The organism is Xenorhabdus innexi, assembly GCF_002632485.1.
Classification (GTDB): domain Bacteria; phylum Pseudomonadota; class Gammaproteobacteria; order Enterobacterales; family Enterobacteriaceae; genus Xenorhabdus; species Xenorhabdus innexi.
This window is the reverse complement of sequence record NZ_NIBU01000066.1, coordinates 1-17922: the sequence shown is the minus strand read 5'-3', so window position 1 is coordinate 17922 and position 17922 is coordinate 1. Positions and strand designations below refer to the sequence as shown.

The following is a 17922-nucleotide window of genomic DNA, read 5'->3' as shown; positions in this document are numbered from 1 at the left end:
ACCTGCTCCAAAAGGCGTGGTCGGAAACGTATTTTTGGCTGGAAAAAGCACAAGAATATTTATGCCAGAACGCGTTCAAAACACCACAAAGAAAATCATGTAAAAACAAAACATTGGATGCGTGTTTTGAAAGGCTTAATTCTTAAGATCCTGTCTATGAGGGGCACCTACACTTCGATTTTAAATGTGCCCCCAAAATGAAACTAAACGCCCGACAAATCGAGACAGCGAAGCCCAAAGAAATAAGCTTAAAAAAAGCCATCTAGTGTGATGCTTACCGCACCAAAGTGAATGTTAATCAAAGTATGCTAGTACCCTGAGGTACTGGTTTTATTCCCTATCGCAATGCAATGTGGTGTCAGGAGTATTCCAACGACATTAATTTATAAAGACGGAAAACCGGTAGAGTCTCTGATAGGAGTCGCTACACTATCACAATTTAAAAAGTTAGTTTCTCAAAATATGTAATTAAAGCTTAGTTGTTCTTGTGGTTTGGAAAATATACCCATCCTAAATTATCATATAATGAAATATTAATATATAGGTAAGGTAACTCCTGAATTTATATATAATCTCTTAAAATATAAACGAGCTCCGGTTATTTCCTCCATTGAGGAATAAATAAATCATTATAATCATGGTGCAATGTTTAGGTTAAAAATATTTAAATCATTTTAAGGGAAGAGTTCAGCATGAAAGCTATTAACGTGTTCAGTCTGGTTACATTGTTATGTCTTGTGTTAGCGGGTTGTGATAACGCCAGCATTGATACAAATAACATCACCAGTACTAATATATATACCAACGCCAATACAGCTATAAACACCAACACTAAACCCAAATCTCCTCTCTATGATAACGAGAACGGTCCTTCTGAAAGTCAGATACATAGTGCTATTAAAACCCACTTTAATGAGTGGGATAAATCTGATCGTAAACTGAATAATCAATCAGGACAGCTTGTTTTCGAATCAGTAGAAAAAGTGGGATATTGTGAGCCATCTCAAGCTGAAGCAACGAAATTGCGCTGTCCGGTTAAAATTAATGTTAGCCAGAAAGGACGGTTTAATTCCGAATCAACACAGCATGAAGTCAGCCAGAAAATGTATATTTGGCAGGAGGATGGGAATTGGGTGGTCGATTTTCGATTAAGAGGGCAAATTCGGGCCGCTATAATATTCGGTGGTGTAGGTTTTGAGGTTAAGCACTTAGAAGATGTAGAGTGAACATATGATTTTGTTGTTCATGGTATGTAACCAGTGATGTTACATACCCATACTGATTAAATTGAAATTTTTGGAAGCTGATTTATCTAAGCTTCCAATACATCCTGCTTGAAACTCAATCCCGATAATACATGTGAAAAAGCTTCACCAGATATTTTCCTGTGGGAGATCATCCCATTACAGCTCCTCGCCTCTTCTCTCTTATCATTACTTTTCGCATTCAACGGTGATATTCCGTATCGCATCATGAATATCCTGATATTTTTTTGGTGAAACCCCATAATTTTCCAATCTCTGGAATATTCGTTCATTAGTTAATTATCATAGCGGTTATCATTGAGGCATATTCTTTCGATCATCTGATTTTTCCTGAGTATCTATAAACAATAATTTTGTACAATATTCAACATCTAGAAAGGGATATCGTGAATGTGAATTCAATTTAAAGGAGTTATGAGATGATCTTTAGTAAAAATAACTTTTGGCTCTTGAGAAGTAACCGATTAGCAGGGAATGAAGATAGCGTCTGTAGCAACTGAGTTAGGGTTTAATGATCAAAGTCACTTTCATCGGAACTTTAAAAGATTAGTCGCAGCGACTCCTGCTGAGTATAAAAAATATAAGTAGTATTTTAAAAATATGGCACTATGAAATATCAGTCATAAGATAAATCATTTCTGAACAGCTGTGATATTTTTCCTCAGTAATTTAATACCTATCTCCCCTATTGAAAATATGTGGGATTTTTAATCTTATCCGTATAATATACGCGGCTCTATGATTATTGGAGAATACTATGCAACTTTCAGATTTAGGAAATAGAATCTGCATTATGGGGCCTTCGAATAGTGGTAAATCTACACTTGCGAACTTAATCTCCACAAAATGTAATTTAAAAGTCACTCATTTGGATCAACTTTTTCATTTACCCAATACGGATTGGCAGGAACGCTCTGTTGATGAATTTATCTCGTTGCATGATATGGCAATCAAAGAAGAGAGTTGGGTTATTGATGGAAACTACACAAGATGTCTGCCACAACGCTTATCCAGAGCGACAGGAATTATTTTATTAGATATCTCAACGCCATCAAGTTTGCTTCGTTATATAAACAGGACATTATTCCAGCGAAAACGCTACGGTGCATTGGAAGGTAATCAAGACTCCATAAAATGGCAAATGCTTCATCACATCACTGTTGTCACCCCCAAAAGCAGAAAACGCTATGCAGCAATGTTTAAGGAGTTGACCATACCCAAGATAAAGCTGGTTTCTATTCAGGAAATGAAGAAACAATTTAATCAGTGGGGGCTGACCTGATAGTGACTTACATTTGGGTTCTCTTGCGTAGTGTGAATTTTTACTGTGAAATATTTTGTTAGAGTTATATAGTCATTAGCTGTCGATGTTAGCATTTGAACTAAAATAAGGTATTGTTATGTATAAAACTTTCAGCTTCAGACAGTCTAATTTATGGTATGGCGATGAATTTTATTCTTCGGATGGCAGCCGAGTTGGTCGGTGTCAGGGGATTATCTTTTATATCTTAGCAAATTTATATGAAAGTGAAGGCGACAACATTACACCGGATAAAGCATTTGAGTTAACTGAAATGTACGTGAAAATGTTTAATCTGACAAAAAATAGAATAACGGGAATGCCAACAATAATAGAAAACATCAGTAAGTTGGGGAGTAAAATTAGTCAATTACAGAAAAACTATGGTCATCTTAAGCCAATAGGGTTTACGTTAAGAAATTTTAGTGAAAAAGGGTATGGTATCATATATATGAAGGCATTCTCTAGAGCAGAGAATATACCATCAACGGTTCATGCAGGTGGGATTTTTTTTCACCAGCGAAATGAAATGAAAAATTATATGAAGGATCATCAGGAATTAAAACCAAATCATGTCGGGCTTCTTGTTTGGGATAATTCAAAATTATTCATATTTGATCCTAACACCGGCGGGCAACTAGTTGATAAAAAATATTTTACAGCTCAAGGTATTGAAGGTCGTTTAAATCTTATGTACATTACCAATAATCGACCCACTAGAGTTAGAATCATTTTAATAGTTAAGCCTGATTTTTTTAATGAAAAAAATTCATATTTTTCAGACGCATTACGTTAGCATAATTAATGTTATTTTGGATGTGTTATTTTTGCGATATATAACAAAACCATGAATTTTATCTTCTCATCTAGCTGAAAATTAAGATATATCAATCCTTTTATCTGTTTGCTTTAGAGTTGTGGTGAGATTTATTTAAACTATGTTCATAATATATTTAAATAAAAAAGACAATAATCATGTAATTTAATATATCAATTGCCGCTTTGATATTTGATTGGGAGCAGCATGAACAAGCAAAAACTGATGCAGCAAATCGTTGTCGCTATTCTGCTTGGCGTGATAACGGGCTGGGGATTCAATCATTATCTTGATGCCAGTCAGGCAAAAGAAGTTGCCTCATATATCAGTATTATTACTGATGTGTTTCTGCGCCTGATAAAAATGATTATCGGCCCGCTTATATTTTCCACGATTGTCGCCGGGTTAATAGCCATTGGCGGGTCAGCATCCATTGGTCGGCTTACTATTAAAGCAATGATATGGTTTATTGTCGCTGGGTTGATTTCGATTAGCATTGGTACTCTGATCGTTAATCTATTTGAGCCGGGAGTCGGGCTGAATATTATAATCCCACAGCATGAAAGTATTAATACCGGCTTAAATACCACTGGATTTTCCCTGAAAAACTTTATCAGTCATATATTTCCCAGCAGTTTTGTGGAAGCAATGGCAAATAATGAAATCTTACAGATCCTTATTTTTTCTATCTTTTTTGGTTCAGCATTGTCATATATTTGCCGGAATAGCCAAAAATCAAGCCCTATTGTAACCATTATTGAAGATCTGGCTCGCATTATGTTCCGCATCACAGACTATGTTATGGCTTTGGCTCCAATTGTGGTATTTGCTGCTATTGCCTCTGCGATTACGGTGGAAGGAATGGGATTGCTTTATGAGTATGGAAAATTAATTGGTCTCTTTTATCTTGGGTTACTTTTACTTTGGTGTGTTTTATTGGCTGTCGGTTTTCTTTTCCTCGGCAAAGATATCTTTTCACTGATGAAGTTTATCAGAGAGCCTATCATACTGGCTTTTGCCACCGCGAGTAGTGAATCGGCCTATCCAAAGACCATGAGTGCACTGAGTAGCTTTGGCGTACCGAAAAAAATCTCCAGTTTCGTTTTGCCATTGGGTTACTCATTTAACCTTGATGGCTCAATGATGTACCAATCCTTTGCCATTCTCTTTATTGCTCAGGCTTACAATATTGATTTGAGTATCACCGAACAGATCCTGATTATGTTGACGCTGATGGTCACCAGTAAAGGCATAGCTGGTGTAGCTCGCGCTTCTGTTGTAGTTATTGCCGCAACTCTCCCAATGTTCAATCTACCTGAAGCAGGTATATTACTGATCCTCGCAATTGACCAACTCCTCGACATGGGACGTACAGCCACCAATGTGGTAGGTAACAGCATTGCTACGGCAGTTATTGCTAAAATGGAGGAAAAACGAGGTAGTGCAGCCAGAAAAGAAGATGTATGAAAGACGAAAATATATTCAATTCTGTGATTACAGCAAGTGATTCATGACAAATTGGTGGTCAGGTTACTGTCCATATTTTTTCATATATTGCCAAAGTCGTTCGGAAGAAAAATTATTCCAGTGTCTTTCATTTCCTGATATATCTGACAATACGGAAAATATATTTATGATCGGAATTACTATTAAATAATGCTTGTTTTTATTTAAAGTTTTGGTGTTGAAACATTTACTATGAAGACCAGTAAGTGGTTTAACTATTTTTTATCTTAGGTGGAACAGATATGATATCTATAGTTAGGATTATATGCTGATTTATGCTAATGATAATCAAATATTTTCCTAATTTATATGATAATCAATGCATTATTTAACTGGTTTTTTGTATGCCATAGTGGCATACGATTTTGTGTAAATTGATTTTCTGTGTCACAATGGTATGAAGCTTGTTTATTGACCAGTAAAGGTGGAGTAATGTCTACTTACTCAGAACGTAAAGAAACTCGTTTGGTTGCTAGAACAGCTATGGAAATACAATAGATGATACAAAGAGCGGCTGATTATTCAGGCTCAACCCTATCTCAATTCCTTATTGATGTAGCAATGGATAAAGCACGAAATGTCATTGAACGTGCAGAAACATTACAGCTCTCAATGGCTGGTGCAGATGCACTATTTTCTGCCTTAGAAACCCCGCCAAAAGCAAGTAAAAAACTTATTAAGGCTGCGAAGAATTACAAGGATGTAGTTAATGTCCATGATAATTGAAGAAATTATTCAACAAAATAACCGCAGAGCATTTGATTGTGGCACTAATGAATTAAATCAATTTATACAACAGCAAGCCTGGCAGAAAGCTATAAGTCATATTGCAAAAGCTTATGTTGCTTGCCGGGCTTCAGAACTTACGGATATTATGGGATATTACACATTAACTGGTTATTCTGTAATAACACCACCTACTCACAGAAATTATAAGAGATATCCTCATCCACTTAATGCTATAAAATTGGCTCGTCTTGCTGTGGATCTCTCATTTCAAGGTCAAGGAATAGGTGAGAAATTATTAATTGATGCTATTTACAGAACTATATTAGTCTCACAACAAGTATCAGCGATTGGTTTTTTTGTTGATCCAATGGATTCTAAAGTCATTTTTTTTTCTATCAGTAGTATGGTTTTTTATCAGTTGAACCAGAAAATAATTTTTTTCTCGAAAGGTGGTTGCCTATCCAAAATTGTATGAAAATTTTGAGTGTTTTGTAGTTGTATTGACTAAAACTATTACCTGAATAACATTAGCAATTATCTTAATAATGAATATTATTCATCTCGTTTTGGGGAGTTGAATGATCTTAATCTGATTTAATTTGAGTTAAAATAAACAATTATAAAAAATCCCACCTGAAAATAAATAATATTAATGTATTATCCGCCCAAAAAAAATTGATTGGTAACAACTGAAGTGAATTTCCTTTCCAATATCCTCCAATATATTGAAAAATAAATATATTTAACGGCTGAAAAATAATCAGCAAAATGTTGTTTCCAGCTGGAAGAATGAGGTGCAAAATAGTGGGGGATGTTACCACCCACGAAATGTTAATAAAAAATGGCATATTGCCACTATTTCGGCTTTCAATTTCGGCGTACTGCGTTTATCATGCGCGCTTCGTAATTTCAACCGGCGCCACTGGCTTTGAGCTTCAGCGGAGATAGAGTTGCTTCCTGCTGGCTGACACAGTCTTTTCCCGTGGCGGTTCTATCTGCATTATTCCAAGGGATAGATGATAGCATAAATGACTGAGAATACCTCTCTGATACCACTCGTTGAATTAAAGTCCTTAAGTAAAGGCTTCGACGGCAAGCAAGTTATTTCACAGCTCGATCTGACAATTAATGATGGCGAGTTTCTGACCATTCTCGGGCCATCCGGTTGTGGCAAAACCACAGTACTTCGTTTGATCGCCGGGCTGGAAAATGCTGATAGCGGCAACATTCTATTGGAAGGGCTGGATATTACTGATATCCCGGCTGAGCACCGTCATGTTAATACGGTTTTCCAGAGTTATGCCCTGTTTCCTCACATGACCGTATTTGAAAATGTTGCCTTTGGGCTGCGTATGCAGAAAACACCGGAAAAAGAGATTGCTCCGCGTGTTGAAGAAGCTCTGCGTATGGTGCAGCTTGAAGAGTTTGCTCAACGTAAACCGGCGCAGCTTTCCGGTGGGCAGCAGCAGCGAGTGGCGATAGCCCGTGCGGTTGTCAATAAACCCAAAGTTCTTCTGCTGGATGAATCGCTGTCGGCGCTCGATTATAAGCTGCGTAAGCAGATGCAGAATGAGTTGAAAGCGCTCCAGCGTAAACTTGGTATTACTTTTATTTTCGTCACGCATGATCAGGAAGAAGCGCTGGTCATGTCTGATCGCATTGTGGTTATGCGCGATGGGCATATCGAACAGGATGGTTCGCCGAGAGAGATCTACGAAGAACCTAAAAATCTGTTTGTTGCCCGCTTTATTGGCGAAATTAATATTTTTGATGCCAAAGTATTACATCGTGTTGATGAGCAACGGATACGTGCCGATGTAGAAGGTCACGAGTGTGATATTTTCACTGATTTGTCAGTCACAGCCGGACAGACATTGAAGGTACTGCTGCGCCCGGAAGATCTGCGGGTAGAAGAGATTAACAATGGTGAGCAGATATCTGGCCTGATTGGTTATGTTCGCGAACGTAACTATAAGGGAATGACGCTGGATTCCGTGGTCGAAATGGAAAACGGCAAAATGGTGATGGTGAGCGAATTCTTTAACGAAGATGATCCAGATGTTGACCATTCCCTGAACCAGAAGATCGCAGTTACTTGGGTAGAAAGCTGGGAGGTTGTGCTGGTCGATGAAGAAGTCGCGTAAGCCATTCCAGAACATCATCATTACAGGCATCGTATTCTGGCTGATGCTGTTTGTCTTTCTGCCGAATCTGATGATTATCGGCACCAGCTTTCTGACGCGTGATGATGCCAATCTGGTACAGATGGTATTTTCTCTGGACAACTATAGCCGCCTGTTCGATCCACTGTATGCAGAAGTGCTGATACATTCGCTGAATATGGCGGTTATTGCAACGCTGTGTTGTCTGGTGATCGGCTATCCGTTTGCCTTTTTTCTGGCGCGGATGCCGAAAAAACTGCGTCCGTTGATGTTGTTCATGCTGATTCTGCCATTCTGGACGAACTCGTTAATTCGTATCTATGGTCTGAAGATGTTCCTCAGTACCCGCGGTTATATGAATGATTTTCTGTTGTGGGCAGGCATTATTGATAAGCCTCTGCGCCTGATGTATACGCCGGAAGCCGTGGTTTTAGGGCTGGTCTATATTTTGCTGCCATTTATGGTGATGCCACTCTATTCAAGTATTGAGAAGCTGGATAAGCCCTGTCTGGAAGCCGCGCGCGATTTGGGAGCAGGGAAGTTACAGACTTTTATTCGTATCATCGTCCCCCTGACAATGCCGGGTATTATTGCTGGCTGTCTTTTAGTTCTGCTACCTGCCATGGGGCTGTTCTATGTGTCTGATTTGATGGGTGGTGCGAAAAACCTACTGATTGGTAACGTGATAAAAAGTCAGTTCCTCAATATTCGCGACTGGCCGTTTGGTGCGGCAACCAGTATTTGTCTGACTCTGGTAATGGGCATCATGTTGTGGGTCTACTATCGTGCGGCGAAGCTGCTGAACAAGAAGGTGGAGCTGGAATGATCGGACGCTTGTTGCGCGGTGGCTTCATGTCCATCGTTTACGCTTATCTGTATATCCCGATTATCATTCTGTTGGTAAGTTCGTTTAACAAGTCACGCTTTGGCATTAGCTGGCAGGGTTTTACGACAGAATGGTACAGTCTGTTATTCAATAATGACAGCCTGCTGCAAGCAGCCGGGCACTCCCTGACAATGGCGGTTTTCTCTGCGACATTCGCCACACTGATTGGTTCATTGACGGCGGTTGCTCTCTATCGTTATTCGTTTCGCGGCAAAAAATTTGTCAGTGGTATGCTGTTTGTGGTGATGATGTCGCCGGATATTGTCATGGCGATTTCACTGTTGGTACTGTTTATGTTGCTGGGCGTTTCTCTGGGCTTCTGGTCACTGTTGTTTTCTCACATCACTTTTTGCTTACCTTTTGTGGTAGTGACGGTTTACTCCCGTCTGAAAGATTTTGATGTCAAAATGCTGGAAGCTGCCCGTGATTTGGGAGCAAGTGAATTAACGATCCTGCGTAAGATTATTCTGCCACTGGCGATGCCAGCAGTGATGGCGGGATGGTTATTGAGTTTTACTCTGTCAATGGATGATGTTGTTGTATCTTCATTTGTGACAGGGCCGAGCTATGAGATCCTGCCACTTAAGATCTATTCAATGGTAAAAGTCGGTATTTCACCGGAAGTAAACGCACTAGCGGCGATTTTGCTGGCTCTGTCACTGGTATTGGTGCTGATTAGCCAATTTGTGATGCGTGACCGTACGGGTAAGTCTTAGTAATTATTTATTAAGCGCGGCAAAATTGAGCCGCGCTTTTTATGAATTGGGGTTCTATTTGAAATCTTAGCAAAATTCTCGACTCATAATTGCTCATCTATTAGTTAATTCTTTGTTTGATTTATCAAATAAACTCACTATATCTGCAAATTCTGCATCCAGCTCCTCACGAGCATGCGAAATAGTGAATGTGTCCACAATTCCCCCCTGATGATTTGTGTGTTTTATATACATTTCATCGTATTGTACAACCTAATCGTAATACTTGTACAATCCATTAACCTATAAAATAACAAGTGGCTTTACCCCATGAAATGACGCTCTTATAATAGCCGCCTTTTTGGGGTAGGTTCATGCGAACCTGCTATATACGGGAATATTGCGATAAGAACGCACCAACTGCGGGGAAACACTATATGAAAAAATGCGTGAAAAACAGCATGAAAAAGTGGTTCTGTCTGTTAGCCGCCGGGATGATGGCATTAAGCATTGGTTCGGTAAATGCTGCCGACGCCAATGATGGTAAGACACTCTATTTTTACAACTGGACTGAATACGTTCCACCTGGTCTGCTCAACCAGTTCACTAAAGAAACCGGAATCAAGGTAATTTATTCTACTTATGAATCCAATGAGAGCATGTACACCAAGCTGAAAACCTATAAAGACGGCGCTTATGATTTAGTTGTTCCATCTACTTACTTTGTCTCCAAAATGAGTAAAGAAGGGATGCTGCAAAAAATCGACACCAGCAAGCTCAAGAATTTCCATAATCTTGATCCTAATCTGCTGCATAAGTCGTTTGACCCGAAAAACGAATATTCCATCCCTTATATTTGGGGTGCGACGGCTATTGGCGTTAACAGCGATAATATCGATCCAAAAACGATTACTGCTTGGGCTGATTTCTGGAAGCCTGAGTATAAAAACAGTCTGGTATTAACGGATGATGCCCGCGAAGTCTTCCAAATGGCCTTGCTGAAGCTGGGATATTCCGGTAATACGACCGACCCTAAAGAGATTGAAGCCGGTTATCAGGAGCTGAGAAAGCTGATGCCAAATGTGCTGGCGTTCAACTCGGATAACCCTGCTAACCCATTTATGGAAGGTGAAGTTGATGTCGGCATGATGTGGCCTGGCTCTGCCTATGTTGCTCGTCAGGCGGGAACACCTGTTGATATTATCTGGCCGAAAGAAGGCGGAATATTCTGGATGGATAGCTTGGCTATTCCGGCAAATGCCAAAAATGTCGAAGGAGCGATGAAGCTGATTGACTTCTTATTGCGTCCAGAGATTGCGGCACAAGTTGCAGAAACCATCGGTTATCCGACACCAAATCTGGCGGCGAAAAAACTGTTGCCAGCTTCTGTATCAGGGGATAAGTCACTGTATCCTGATGAAGCTACTATCCAGAAAGGGGAATGGCAGAGTGATGTTGGTAATGCCAATGTCCTTTATGAAGACTATTTCCAGAAACTGAAAGCGGGTCAATGATTCAGTATTGAATTGAAATGAGAAGGGAGCATCAGGCTCCCTTTTTTAATACTTGAGAATTACTGTTGAAAGACCTGATTGCGATACCAGATAATGAAACTTTTCGATGGGTAATAACCTTTTTGTTTATGAAGGAGATTTGGAATGTTCTTTAAATGCGAACGTCAGGATAAAGTAGGTTGGGATAGCTGGTTTGATGATGAAGATACTACGTCTGATTTTATGGCTGACAGGGATCAGCCAAATGAGCAAACCAGAGACGAGAGTTAATGAGCTATTTTTAACGAGATGAAAATCAGTTCAATAAGTATTTTCTTTACAACCTAAATCCTCGTAGTTAAAATCGTCTCCGCTAAATCTTCCTGAATTATGCTGCTGCAGGAAAAACAATACTTCTTCCCCCTAAAAAGGAAGAAGCGATTTTATGTTTTTCTAGGTAGCTTACATGTCTACATTTAATCGTTTACAAAAACGTCTATCCCGTCAGGGAATTGAAACTCATTACGAAAACAATATTTATCGTATCAGCAGAAACCAGATTGAAGCTGAAATTCTGTTACCTGAATCTTTGCCATTGGAAGAAAAAGCAGTCAAACAATTGCTTGATCTTGCTGCGGTGAGGGTTCCCGGTAGTGATGCTAAGGTTTGTCGAGCGCGGGCTACACCAGATTTTCATCCTGGCTCGACAGCCCCCGTTGGCAGTGTTGTGGCAACGACAGAAGATATGGTGATTCCGGCGGCAATTGGTACTGATATTAATTGTGGTATGCGCTTACTGACCACGGGAATAAGTTATGAAGAAGCTGAAACGCAGAAAGAAGCTTTGATTCAGCAGCTCAAAAACGTTTTATTATTTGATCAGCGTAACGTACCTGTTACTCCGAAATCATTTAATGCCCTATTTGATGAAGGTCTGGCGGCATGGTTACAGGAATTACCTCTGCAGGGAATTTGGCAGCAGGCTGATTTCAGTCGAATGCAAGCTGAATTAAGTGCGGTATTGAGTACACATGCTGTAAAAGCTCATAGCCGATATGCCCCAGAAGCATTTTTTGAACAGCGGGAAATCATCCGGCCAGCGAGCCTGGGAACTGTCGGTTCCGGTAATCATTTTGTTGAGTTGCAGATCGTTGACACTATTTTCGACAGACATGCTGCTTATACTGCCGGTCTGCGCGAAGGCGAAATATTGATAATGATCCACACTGGTTCACGGGATGTCGGGTTCTATGTTGGTCAGCAGTGGGCTGATAAGGCAAGAACGCTTTGGCCTGCGACAGAAAAATATCCGGCTTCCGGTCTGTTTGCTCTGACGGCAGAGCATGCTCAGGAATATTTATCGGCAATGGGGGTTGCTGCACGTTATGCGTGGGCTAATCGCATTGTCCTGACTGAGTTAGTGCGTTCGGAATTACAAAAGATATTTGAGCAGGATAAAAGCCGTCTGCTTGTTGATCTCTCGCATAATATTATTTTCCCTGAGCAGGGAATGAATCTCCATCGTAAAGGTGCAACACCAGCACGAGCAGGAGAGTTGGCACTAATTCCGGGTTCAATGGGAGATTACTCTTATCTGGTGATGGGAAAAGGTCATTCAGATTGGTTGTGGTCGTGTTCTCATGGTGCAGGTCGTTCAGTGCGTCGTCAGGAAATGCGCAGTAAGGTGTTTAAGCCACAAAAAAATCATGGTTTGCCGTGGCAGTGTATTACTCTGAAAAGTGAGCGTTTAAGGGAAGAAGCCCCTTCTGCTTATAAACCGATTACTCCTGTTATTGAAGTGCAGGAAAAAGCCGGGCTGATTCAATCAGTGGCAAGAGTCAGACCGTGGATTACGTTTAAAGCCTAATATTTTTGAATATTTTAAGGCTGGTTTTGACCAGCCTTAATTATCATTTTTTTAAGATAAAGTTTAATTAATTATGATTTTTAATAATTTATTGAATGATAAATTCCATATGAAATTGTGAGTGCATAGTTATTTTATTTTTTTATTGTTTTAATGAAATAAATGACTTAATTAGATTCTTGTGGATTAAAAATAAAAATTTATTTTTATGAATTAATGTATTAACCGCATTTGTTTACTCAACCAAAAGTAAACGGGCTATTAGTAGATAATTCAACTGGTGCTTTTATTTTTGCATTACGTTGAGTAAATGTTTTCATAGTCTATTAAGTCATAACCATTATTTATGTTAAATTTGTAATCGCATCATTCAAAGCTATACTCCAAACTGCAAGAGTTGATTTCGGGTTAAAGTACTTCTAACCAGAGGGTTTATATATGAAGAACTTGAAGTTATCAGTTGCGGCATTACTGGTGTTGTTTTCAAGTGCAACACTTGCAGCGCCCGCAGTACCAACAGAACCAGTTTCTAAACCTGTCACACCTGTGGAAAAAAGTATAAAACCGGTAAAAAATAAAATCGGTTCATTAGAAAAGAAAATGCAGAAAGTGCAAAAAGACAGTAAGAAATCGACAAAAGCCAAGAAAAGGAAAGCGACTCCCACAAAAGCGGTGAAGACCGCGCTTTGTAAAGATGGAACATATAGTAAGAGCAAATCACGTAAAGGTGCATGCTCTCGCCATGGCGGGGTTGCTAAATGGTTGTAGTTTTCTGTTGATTTTTTATCATATCCGGTTAGGGAGCTTAGGCTCCCTAATTATTTTCTGGTGATATCGTTTTAAATTGCCTAAATGAATATATTCACTTTCATAGATAGTAATACTATTACCAATATTAGTAGTCTGTTTTTTATTTAAATGATGTATTTCATTATAAGAAGAAAGAAATCAATAAGGGATATATTAAATCAATTGATTCAATATGGCCTTGTTATTTATTTAACTCAACCATTGAAATATAACTGACCATAAAAATAGATAATTAGGAATAGATAAAATGATATCTGATAATTTATGTAGTTTACCTAATGTTTCATTAAAGGCGTAAGCATATCTGAAGGTTGCTTTTTATTTGAAAATAAATAGGTTAATAAGTATTTCTTGATTGTAGATTTCCTTTTTTATGCTTTAAATAGCCGGATAAATAAGTGTTGTTTCAGGATAAAACTCCAATAATGATTACACTTATTTACTATGTTAAGTGAAAAATATAGATTATTATCAGTAACGTGCTAATATTCGTTACGTAAATAGCGTGTGAGAATCACGAATACAGATGGCTATAGATTAATTGCTTTGTTAATATTCGTGTGTTTTTCACACAGAGTAATAAAACGAGGAGAAGCAAATGCCCTCTCAAATGATGATGAGGACAACTGCGGTCTTCGCTTTCTTTCTCTCTTTAATCTTTACTGGTTTGAGCAGTGCTTCAAAAAATAGCTCAAAAATGGAAGAGTATTCTCACAGTGGCATTAAACATCATTTGCCTAATTTGCGAAAATATCCTTCTGGTGTGCCCAGAAAGAAAGCGTTTTTGAACATTGTTGTCCCTGTAATTGATAAGCATAATAAACAGATTATGCGAGACCGTACATGGGTTCTGTCACACCGTCATATTTCTCGATGGTCTGCACAGGATATCAGAAGATTGAAAGGGATCTGTTCCGATTACAAAATGACTTGTTCTTCACCACAACATACTGATTGGAAAAAGTTACTTAGCAGAGTTGATATTATTCCAACCCATTTTGTTGCTACTCAGGCGGCGGCAGAGTCTGGCTGGGGAACATCAGAACTTGCGCAGAAAAACAATAACTTGTTTGGAATGCGCTGTAGCTCATGTGGCCGTACCAAAGGGAAAATCAAAGGCTATTCTGTCTATGATTCGGTTGAAGACTCAGTCATTGCCTATATGAAAAATATGAATACGCACCGTGCTTATGAGTCACTGCGTATCTCACGGGCCAAGCAACGAACGGATCAGATACCGCTGAATACCAGCAAACTTATTGATAACTTGCATGGTTATTCAGAATTAGGGGCTGTCTATAACCGTTATTTACATAAGGTATTTAACGGTAATAAGGAATTGATTTCACAGGTACTGGAATACGATAGTTAGCACCAATAAAGGCAAGTAATATGGTCATTTATCAAATAATCCGCATCGGATTAATTTCGCTGCGGATTATTTTTTATTATGACATTTTCAATGAATTGATTCGGGAGTACATTCCAGCGGAAACGGTATGCAGATAATAAAAAGGCAATTGGTATATTATCTATTGTAAATAGAAACAAATTCCATAACATAGAGAGGATCGGAATGGCGTTTTTCCTACAATGATAAATGGTTAGTTAGAGCCTGATATGAACTTCTTTTCTTTTGAGTTTCTTGGAGCATTTGTTACTCTGCTCTTTGTTTACTGGCTGTTACAGAAAGCCCCCAGACTACAAAATGGATTGTTAATTTTAGTTAGTTATTTATTTATATTTTCTTTTGTAGAAAATTTTGTTTATGTTCTATTCATCTATACATTGTTTATTTACTTTTTAGCCAATATTCTCAGTCGGTATTTATCTCATAAAATTATATTCACTTTGCTGACATTGGGTATTCTTGGCTGTTTTACTGCATTTAAATACTATTCTTTCTTTCAGGAGGCAATACAGCAGACATTAAGTAATATAGGCATTAATGTAGAACTGCCTGTTCTCGAACTGTTATTACCGCTGGGATTGTCATTTTATGTTTTCCACTCAGTCAGTTATGTCGTTTCTGTTTGTAAAAAAGAACTCCCTCCGGCTTCATTACCTGATGTCATTTTATATCTTTGCTTTTTTCCAAGCCTTGTCGCAGGGCCGATCAATCGAGCCAAAGATTTTCTGCCACAGATTCAGGCATCATCCAGAATCATGCTGGAGCCTCTGAAAGCCCTGTTTTTGATTGCATTGGCTGTTGGAAAACTCTTTCTGCTGAGTTCAACACTGACTGAAAACTTTGTTAATCCGGTATTTGACGATCCGGCTGGTTATCACGCAGGTCAGGTTTTGGTCGCTATTTATGCCTATGCATGGAATATCTATTTCAACTTTTCCGGCTATACCGATTTGGTAACAGGTATAGCATTATTGTTGGGTTTCAGAGTACCGCAGAATTTTAATGCGCCGTATCTTGCTGAGAATCTACAGGTGTTTTGGCATCGCTGGCATATCAGTCTGTCCACCTTTATTCGTGACTATGTTTATATCCCTCTGGGGGGAAATAAAAAGGGGGCTATCCGCAAAAATTTTAATGTGTTTGCTGCGATGGTTATTTCCGGCCTGTGGCATGGTGCGGGAGTAAATTTTATTCTTTGGGGTGCCATTCATGGTCTGGGGCTAATCTTCCATAATATAAAGAGTGTTTTGTTCTCTTCATCAGGAAATCGCCATAAAACGCGGGTTAAAAACCCTGTTTCGTTCTTTTTATCCCGTGTAATAACGTTCCATTTTGTTTGTCTGGTATGGGTATTTTTCCGAAGCCCAACACTGAGTGATGCTTTAGTTCTGCTGAAACAACTCTGTTCCGGTGATATCTTTGCCTCTTTGCTTTCCAGTTGTGCTTTGTTGTCCGTCTTCTGGGGGTTATTTATTGCCTATCCATTACTGGTGAAGATCAGAAATTCAATTGAAAGGAATACCCTGCATATTTCATGGTTCTATTATCCAGTGCCACTGGCACTGATCCTTACATTGGTATTTATGTTGTCACCTTCCGGAATGCCTGGGTTTATCTATGCTAACTTCTGAATTTACCGCTACGCTTAAAAACGCCGGGCAGGTCATTTTCATCGTTTTTGTGACTACGTTACTGTTAATCTGGCTGAATCAAAACTCACTGGATAATTTCTGGCAGCAGAAATATCACCGTAATAGCCCGTGGACAGCCCTGCAAGGTGAGCCGTTATGGGATTTGGGAAATAATGTACAACAGGGAGCCATTGTTGCGGGTGAGTCATTTATGGCGTATGCAAGGGGCGATCATCAGGAGAAGTTACGGCAACCCACTGATGATGGCAGAGTTTCCTCCGCATTACGGCCTGAATTTCAGGTTGGGCTAAATTTTTTGCAGGGTTATATCTATCCGGTAGAAGCGCGTTATTTAAAGTTTCCTGATCTATTAAGGAGAGATATTAAAATCCCGTTATCACCTTTATTGGCCAATAATCAAAAGAACAGTCGTCCGGTTGAGGTTATTCAGAAAACGGAGGTCAGATTAGGGAGCAAAGATAAGGTGCTGTTTGCAGGAGACTCGATGATGCAGGGGGTTGCACCGCATCTGAAGCGCCGTCTTTATCAGGAATATGGTGTTTCCGGCATTAATTTGAGCCGACAGAATACCGGGCTGACTTATTCTGGTTTCTTTGACTGGCCGAAAACGATCCATGATGCGTTAAATCAGGATTCTGATATCAAATTGGTAGTTATATTTTTAGGCCCGAATGATCCGTGGGGGATTCCGGCAAATCCCGGAGAAAGTTACCTGAAATTTGCGAGTGAAAGCTGGGAAAGTATTTATCGCCAGAGGATCGAAATGATTCTTAACGATGCCCGTGAGCATAATGTGGCTGTTATCTGGATTGGCCCGCCTAATATGCGTCAGAAAAAGCTTTCCGGCAGTATGGCTTACCTTAATACGTTGTATCAGGCAGAAGTGGCAAAAATGGGTGAGATCTATATCTCCGTCAATGATATTTTCAAATATCAGTCAGAAAGTTACTCAGACTATATTGGCGATGGCAGCAGTGCAATCAAACTCAGAAGTGGTGATGGTATTCACTTTAGTTTGAGCGGACAAAAAGCCATTGCGGACGCTATCTTTTCATTGATCACCATTATTCAGGAGCCAGTTGAGGAAAATGCAGCCATTTAGACAGTTCCATAAATTTTATCGGCTAATGGGTGCAGGTTTAATCATTGTGCTCTCCATGGGGTTATTTTCATGCCATGAGAAAAAATCTGTTCCTTTACCTGAATCTCAGGTAACGCAGATAAATTATCAGAGGCTATTCAGTATTTTTTCTGCGCAGCAGTAAGACAAGGAATGCCAGATTGACGAACTGGAGACTGGTATTCAAATCTCCCTCGCAGTTCTTCCAC

At 39.3% G+C, this 17922-nt stretch carries 17 protein-coding genes and 1 pseudogene; 17 read left to right on the top strand and 1 reads right to left on the bottom strand.

Features of this window, described 5'->3' with window-relative positions:
* Positions 1 to 692: 692 nt before the first annotated feature.
* The 17 genes from Xinn_RS17320 (at position 693) to Xinn_RS17235 (ending at position 17695) form a co-directional block, all read left to right on the top strand.
* The gene (locus tag Xinn_RS17320; protein ID WP_086955201.1) at positions 693 to 1226 is read left to right on the top strand and encodes a hypothetical protein; all 534 of its coding nucleotides are present in this window, start codon (positions 693 to 695) and stop codon (positions 1224 to 1226) included.
* 513 nt (positions 1227 to 1739) lie between these two features.
* Positions 1740 to 1853 carry a helix-turn-helix domain-containing protein gene (locus Xinn_RS23535; protein WP_211286026.1) on the top strand — a complete coding sequence of 38 codons (114 nt, stop codon included), beginning with the start codon at positions 1740 to 1742 and terminating at the stop codon, positions 1851 to 1853.
* A 169-nt stretch (positions 1854 to 2022) separates the two neighbouring features.
* Positions 2023 to 2547, top strand: a complete 525-nt coding sequence (locus tag Xinn_RS17305) for a P-loop NTPase family protein (RefSeq protein ID WP_086955203.1) — start codon at positions 2023 to 2025, stop codon at positions 2545 to 2547.
* A 118-nt stretch (positions 2548 to 2665) separates the two neighbouring features.
* Positions 2666 to 3361, top strand: coding sequence for a hypothetical protein (locus tag Xinn_RS17300; RefSeq protein ID WP_086955204.1), 696 nt, complete (start codon positions 2666 to 2668; stop codon positions 3359 to 3361).
* Between the two features lie 228 nt (positions 3362 to 3589).
* Positions 3590 to 4849 carry a dicarboxylate/amino acid:cation symporter gene (locus Xinn_RS17295; protein WP_086955205.1) on the top strand — a complete coding sequence of 420 codons (1260 nt, stop codon included), beginning with the start codon at positions 3590 to 3592 and terminating at the stop codon, positions 4847 to 4849.
* 537 nt (positions 4850 to 5386) lie between these two features.
* Positions 5387 to 5614, top strand: coding sequence for a type II toxin-antitoxin system TacA family antitoxin (locus tag Xinn_RS17290; RefSeq protein WP_244590240.1), 228 nt, complete (start codon positions 5387 to 5389; stop codon positions 5612 to 5614).
* Complete coding sequence (locus Xinn_RS17285) at positions 5598 to 6092, top strand: GNAT family N-acetyltransferase (protein WP_244590239.1); 495 nt, start codon at positions 5598 to 5600, stop codon at positions 6090 to 6092. The genes Xinn_RS17290 and Xinn_RS17285 overlap by 17 nt, the downstream gene beginning before the upstream one ends.
* 553 nt (positions 6093 to 6645) lie before the next feature.
* Positions 6646 to 7761, top strand: a complete 1116-nt coding sequence (gene potA / locus Xinn_RS17280; protein WP_086955206.1) for a spermidine/putrescine ABC transporter ATP-binding protein PotA — start codon at positions 6646 to 6648, stop codon at positions 7759 to 7761.
* Entirely contained in the window at positions 7745 to 8605 is an 861-nt protein-coding gene (gene potB, locus Xinn_RS17275; RefSeq protein WP_086955207.1) for a spermidine/putrescine ABC transporter permease PotB, read from the top strand. Before potA ends, potB begins: the two co-directional genes overlap by 17 nt.
* Positions 8602 to 9381 (top strand): spermidine/putrescine ABC transporter permease PotC, encoded by a 780-nt coding sequence (gene potC / locus Xinn_RS17270; RefSeq protein ID WP_086955208.1) that lies wholly within the window; start codon positions 8602 to 8604, stop codon positions 9379 to 9381. Before potB ends, potC begins: the two co-directional genes overlap by 4 nt.
* 440 nt (positions 9382 to 9821) lie before the next feature.
* Positions 9822 to 10874 carry a spermidine/putrescine ABC transporter substrate-binding protein PotD gene (gene potD / locus Xinn_RS17260; protein ID WP_086955209.1) on the top strand — a complete coding sequence of 351 codons (1053 nt, stop codon included), beginning with the start codon at positions 9822 to 9824 and terminating at the stop codon, positions 10872 to 10874.
* Between the two features lie 144 nt (positions 10875 to 11018).
* Entirely contained in the window at positions 11019 to 11144 is a 126-nt protein-coding gene (locus tag Xinn_RS23195) for an AbrB/MazE/SpoVT family DNA-binding domain-containing protein (protein ID WP_280176150.1), read from the top strand.
* Positions 11145 to 11319: 175 nt separating this feature from the next.
* Complete coding sequence (locus Xinn_RS17255; protein WP_086955210.1) at positions 11320 to 12720, top strand: RtcB family protein; 1401 nt, start codon at positions 11320 to 11322, stop codon at positions 12718 to 12720.
* Between the two features lie 438 nt (positions 12721 to 13158).
* Positions 13159 to 13488 (top strand): DUF3761 domain-containing protein, encoded by a 330-nt coding sequence (locus tag Xinn_RS17250; protein WP_086955211.1) that lies wholly within the window; start codon positions 13159 to 13161, stop codon positions 13486 to 13488.
* Between the two features lie 640 nt (positions 13489 to 14128).
* Positions 14129 to 14902 carry a protein bax gene (locus Xinn_RS17245; RefSeq protein WP_086955212.1) on the top strand — a complete coding sequence of 258 codons (774 nt, stop codon included), beginning with the start codon at positions 14129 to 14131 and terminating at the stop codon, positions 14900 to 14902.
* Positions 14903 to 15150: 248 nt separating this feature from the next.
* Positions 15151 to 16572: an MBOAT family O-acyltransferase gene (locus Xinn_RS17240; protein ID WP_086956561.1), complete on the top strand. Its 1422-nt coding sequence runs from the start codon at positions 15151 to 15153 to the stop codon at positions 16570 to 16572.
* Positions 16559 to 17695, top strand: a complete 1137-nt coding sequence (locus Xinn_RS17235) for an SGNH/GDSL hydrolase family protein (protein ID WP_086955213.1) — start codon at positions 16559 to 16561, stop codon at positions 17693 to 17695. Before Xinn_RS17240 ends, Xinn_RS17235 begins: the two co-directional genes overlap by 14 nt.
* Positions 17696 to 17828: 133 nt before the next feature.
* Here the strand turns inward: Xinn_RS17235 and Xinn_RS17230 are convergent.
* Positions 17829 to 17922: pseudogene (locus Xinn_RS17230) on the bottom strand (IS5/IS1182 family transposase); the annotation flags it as partial.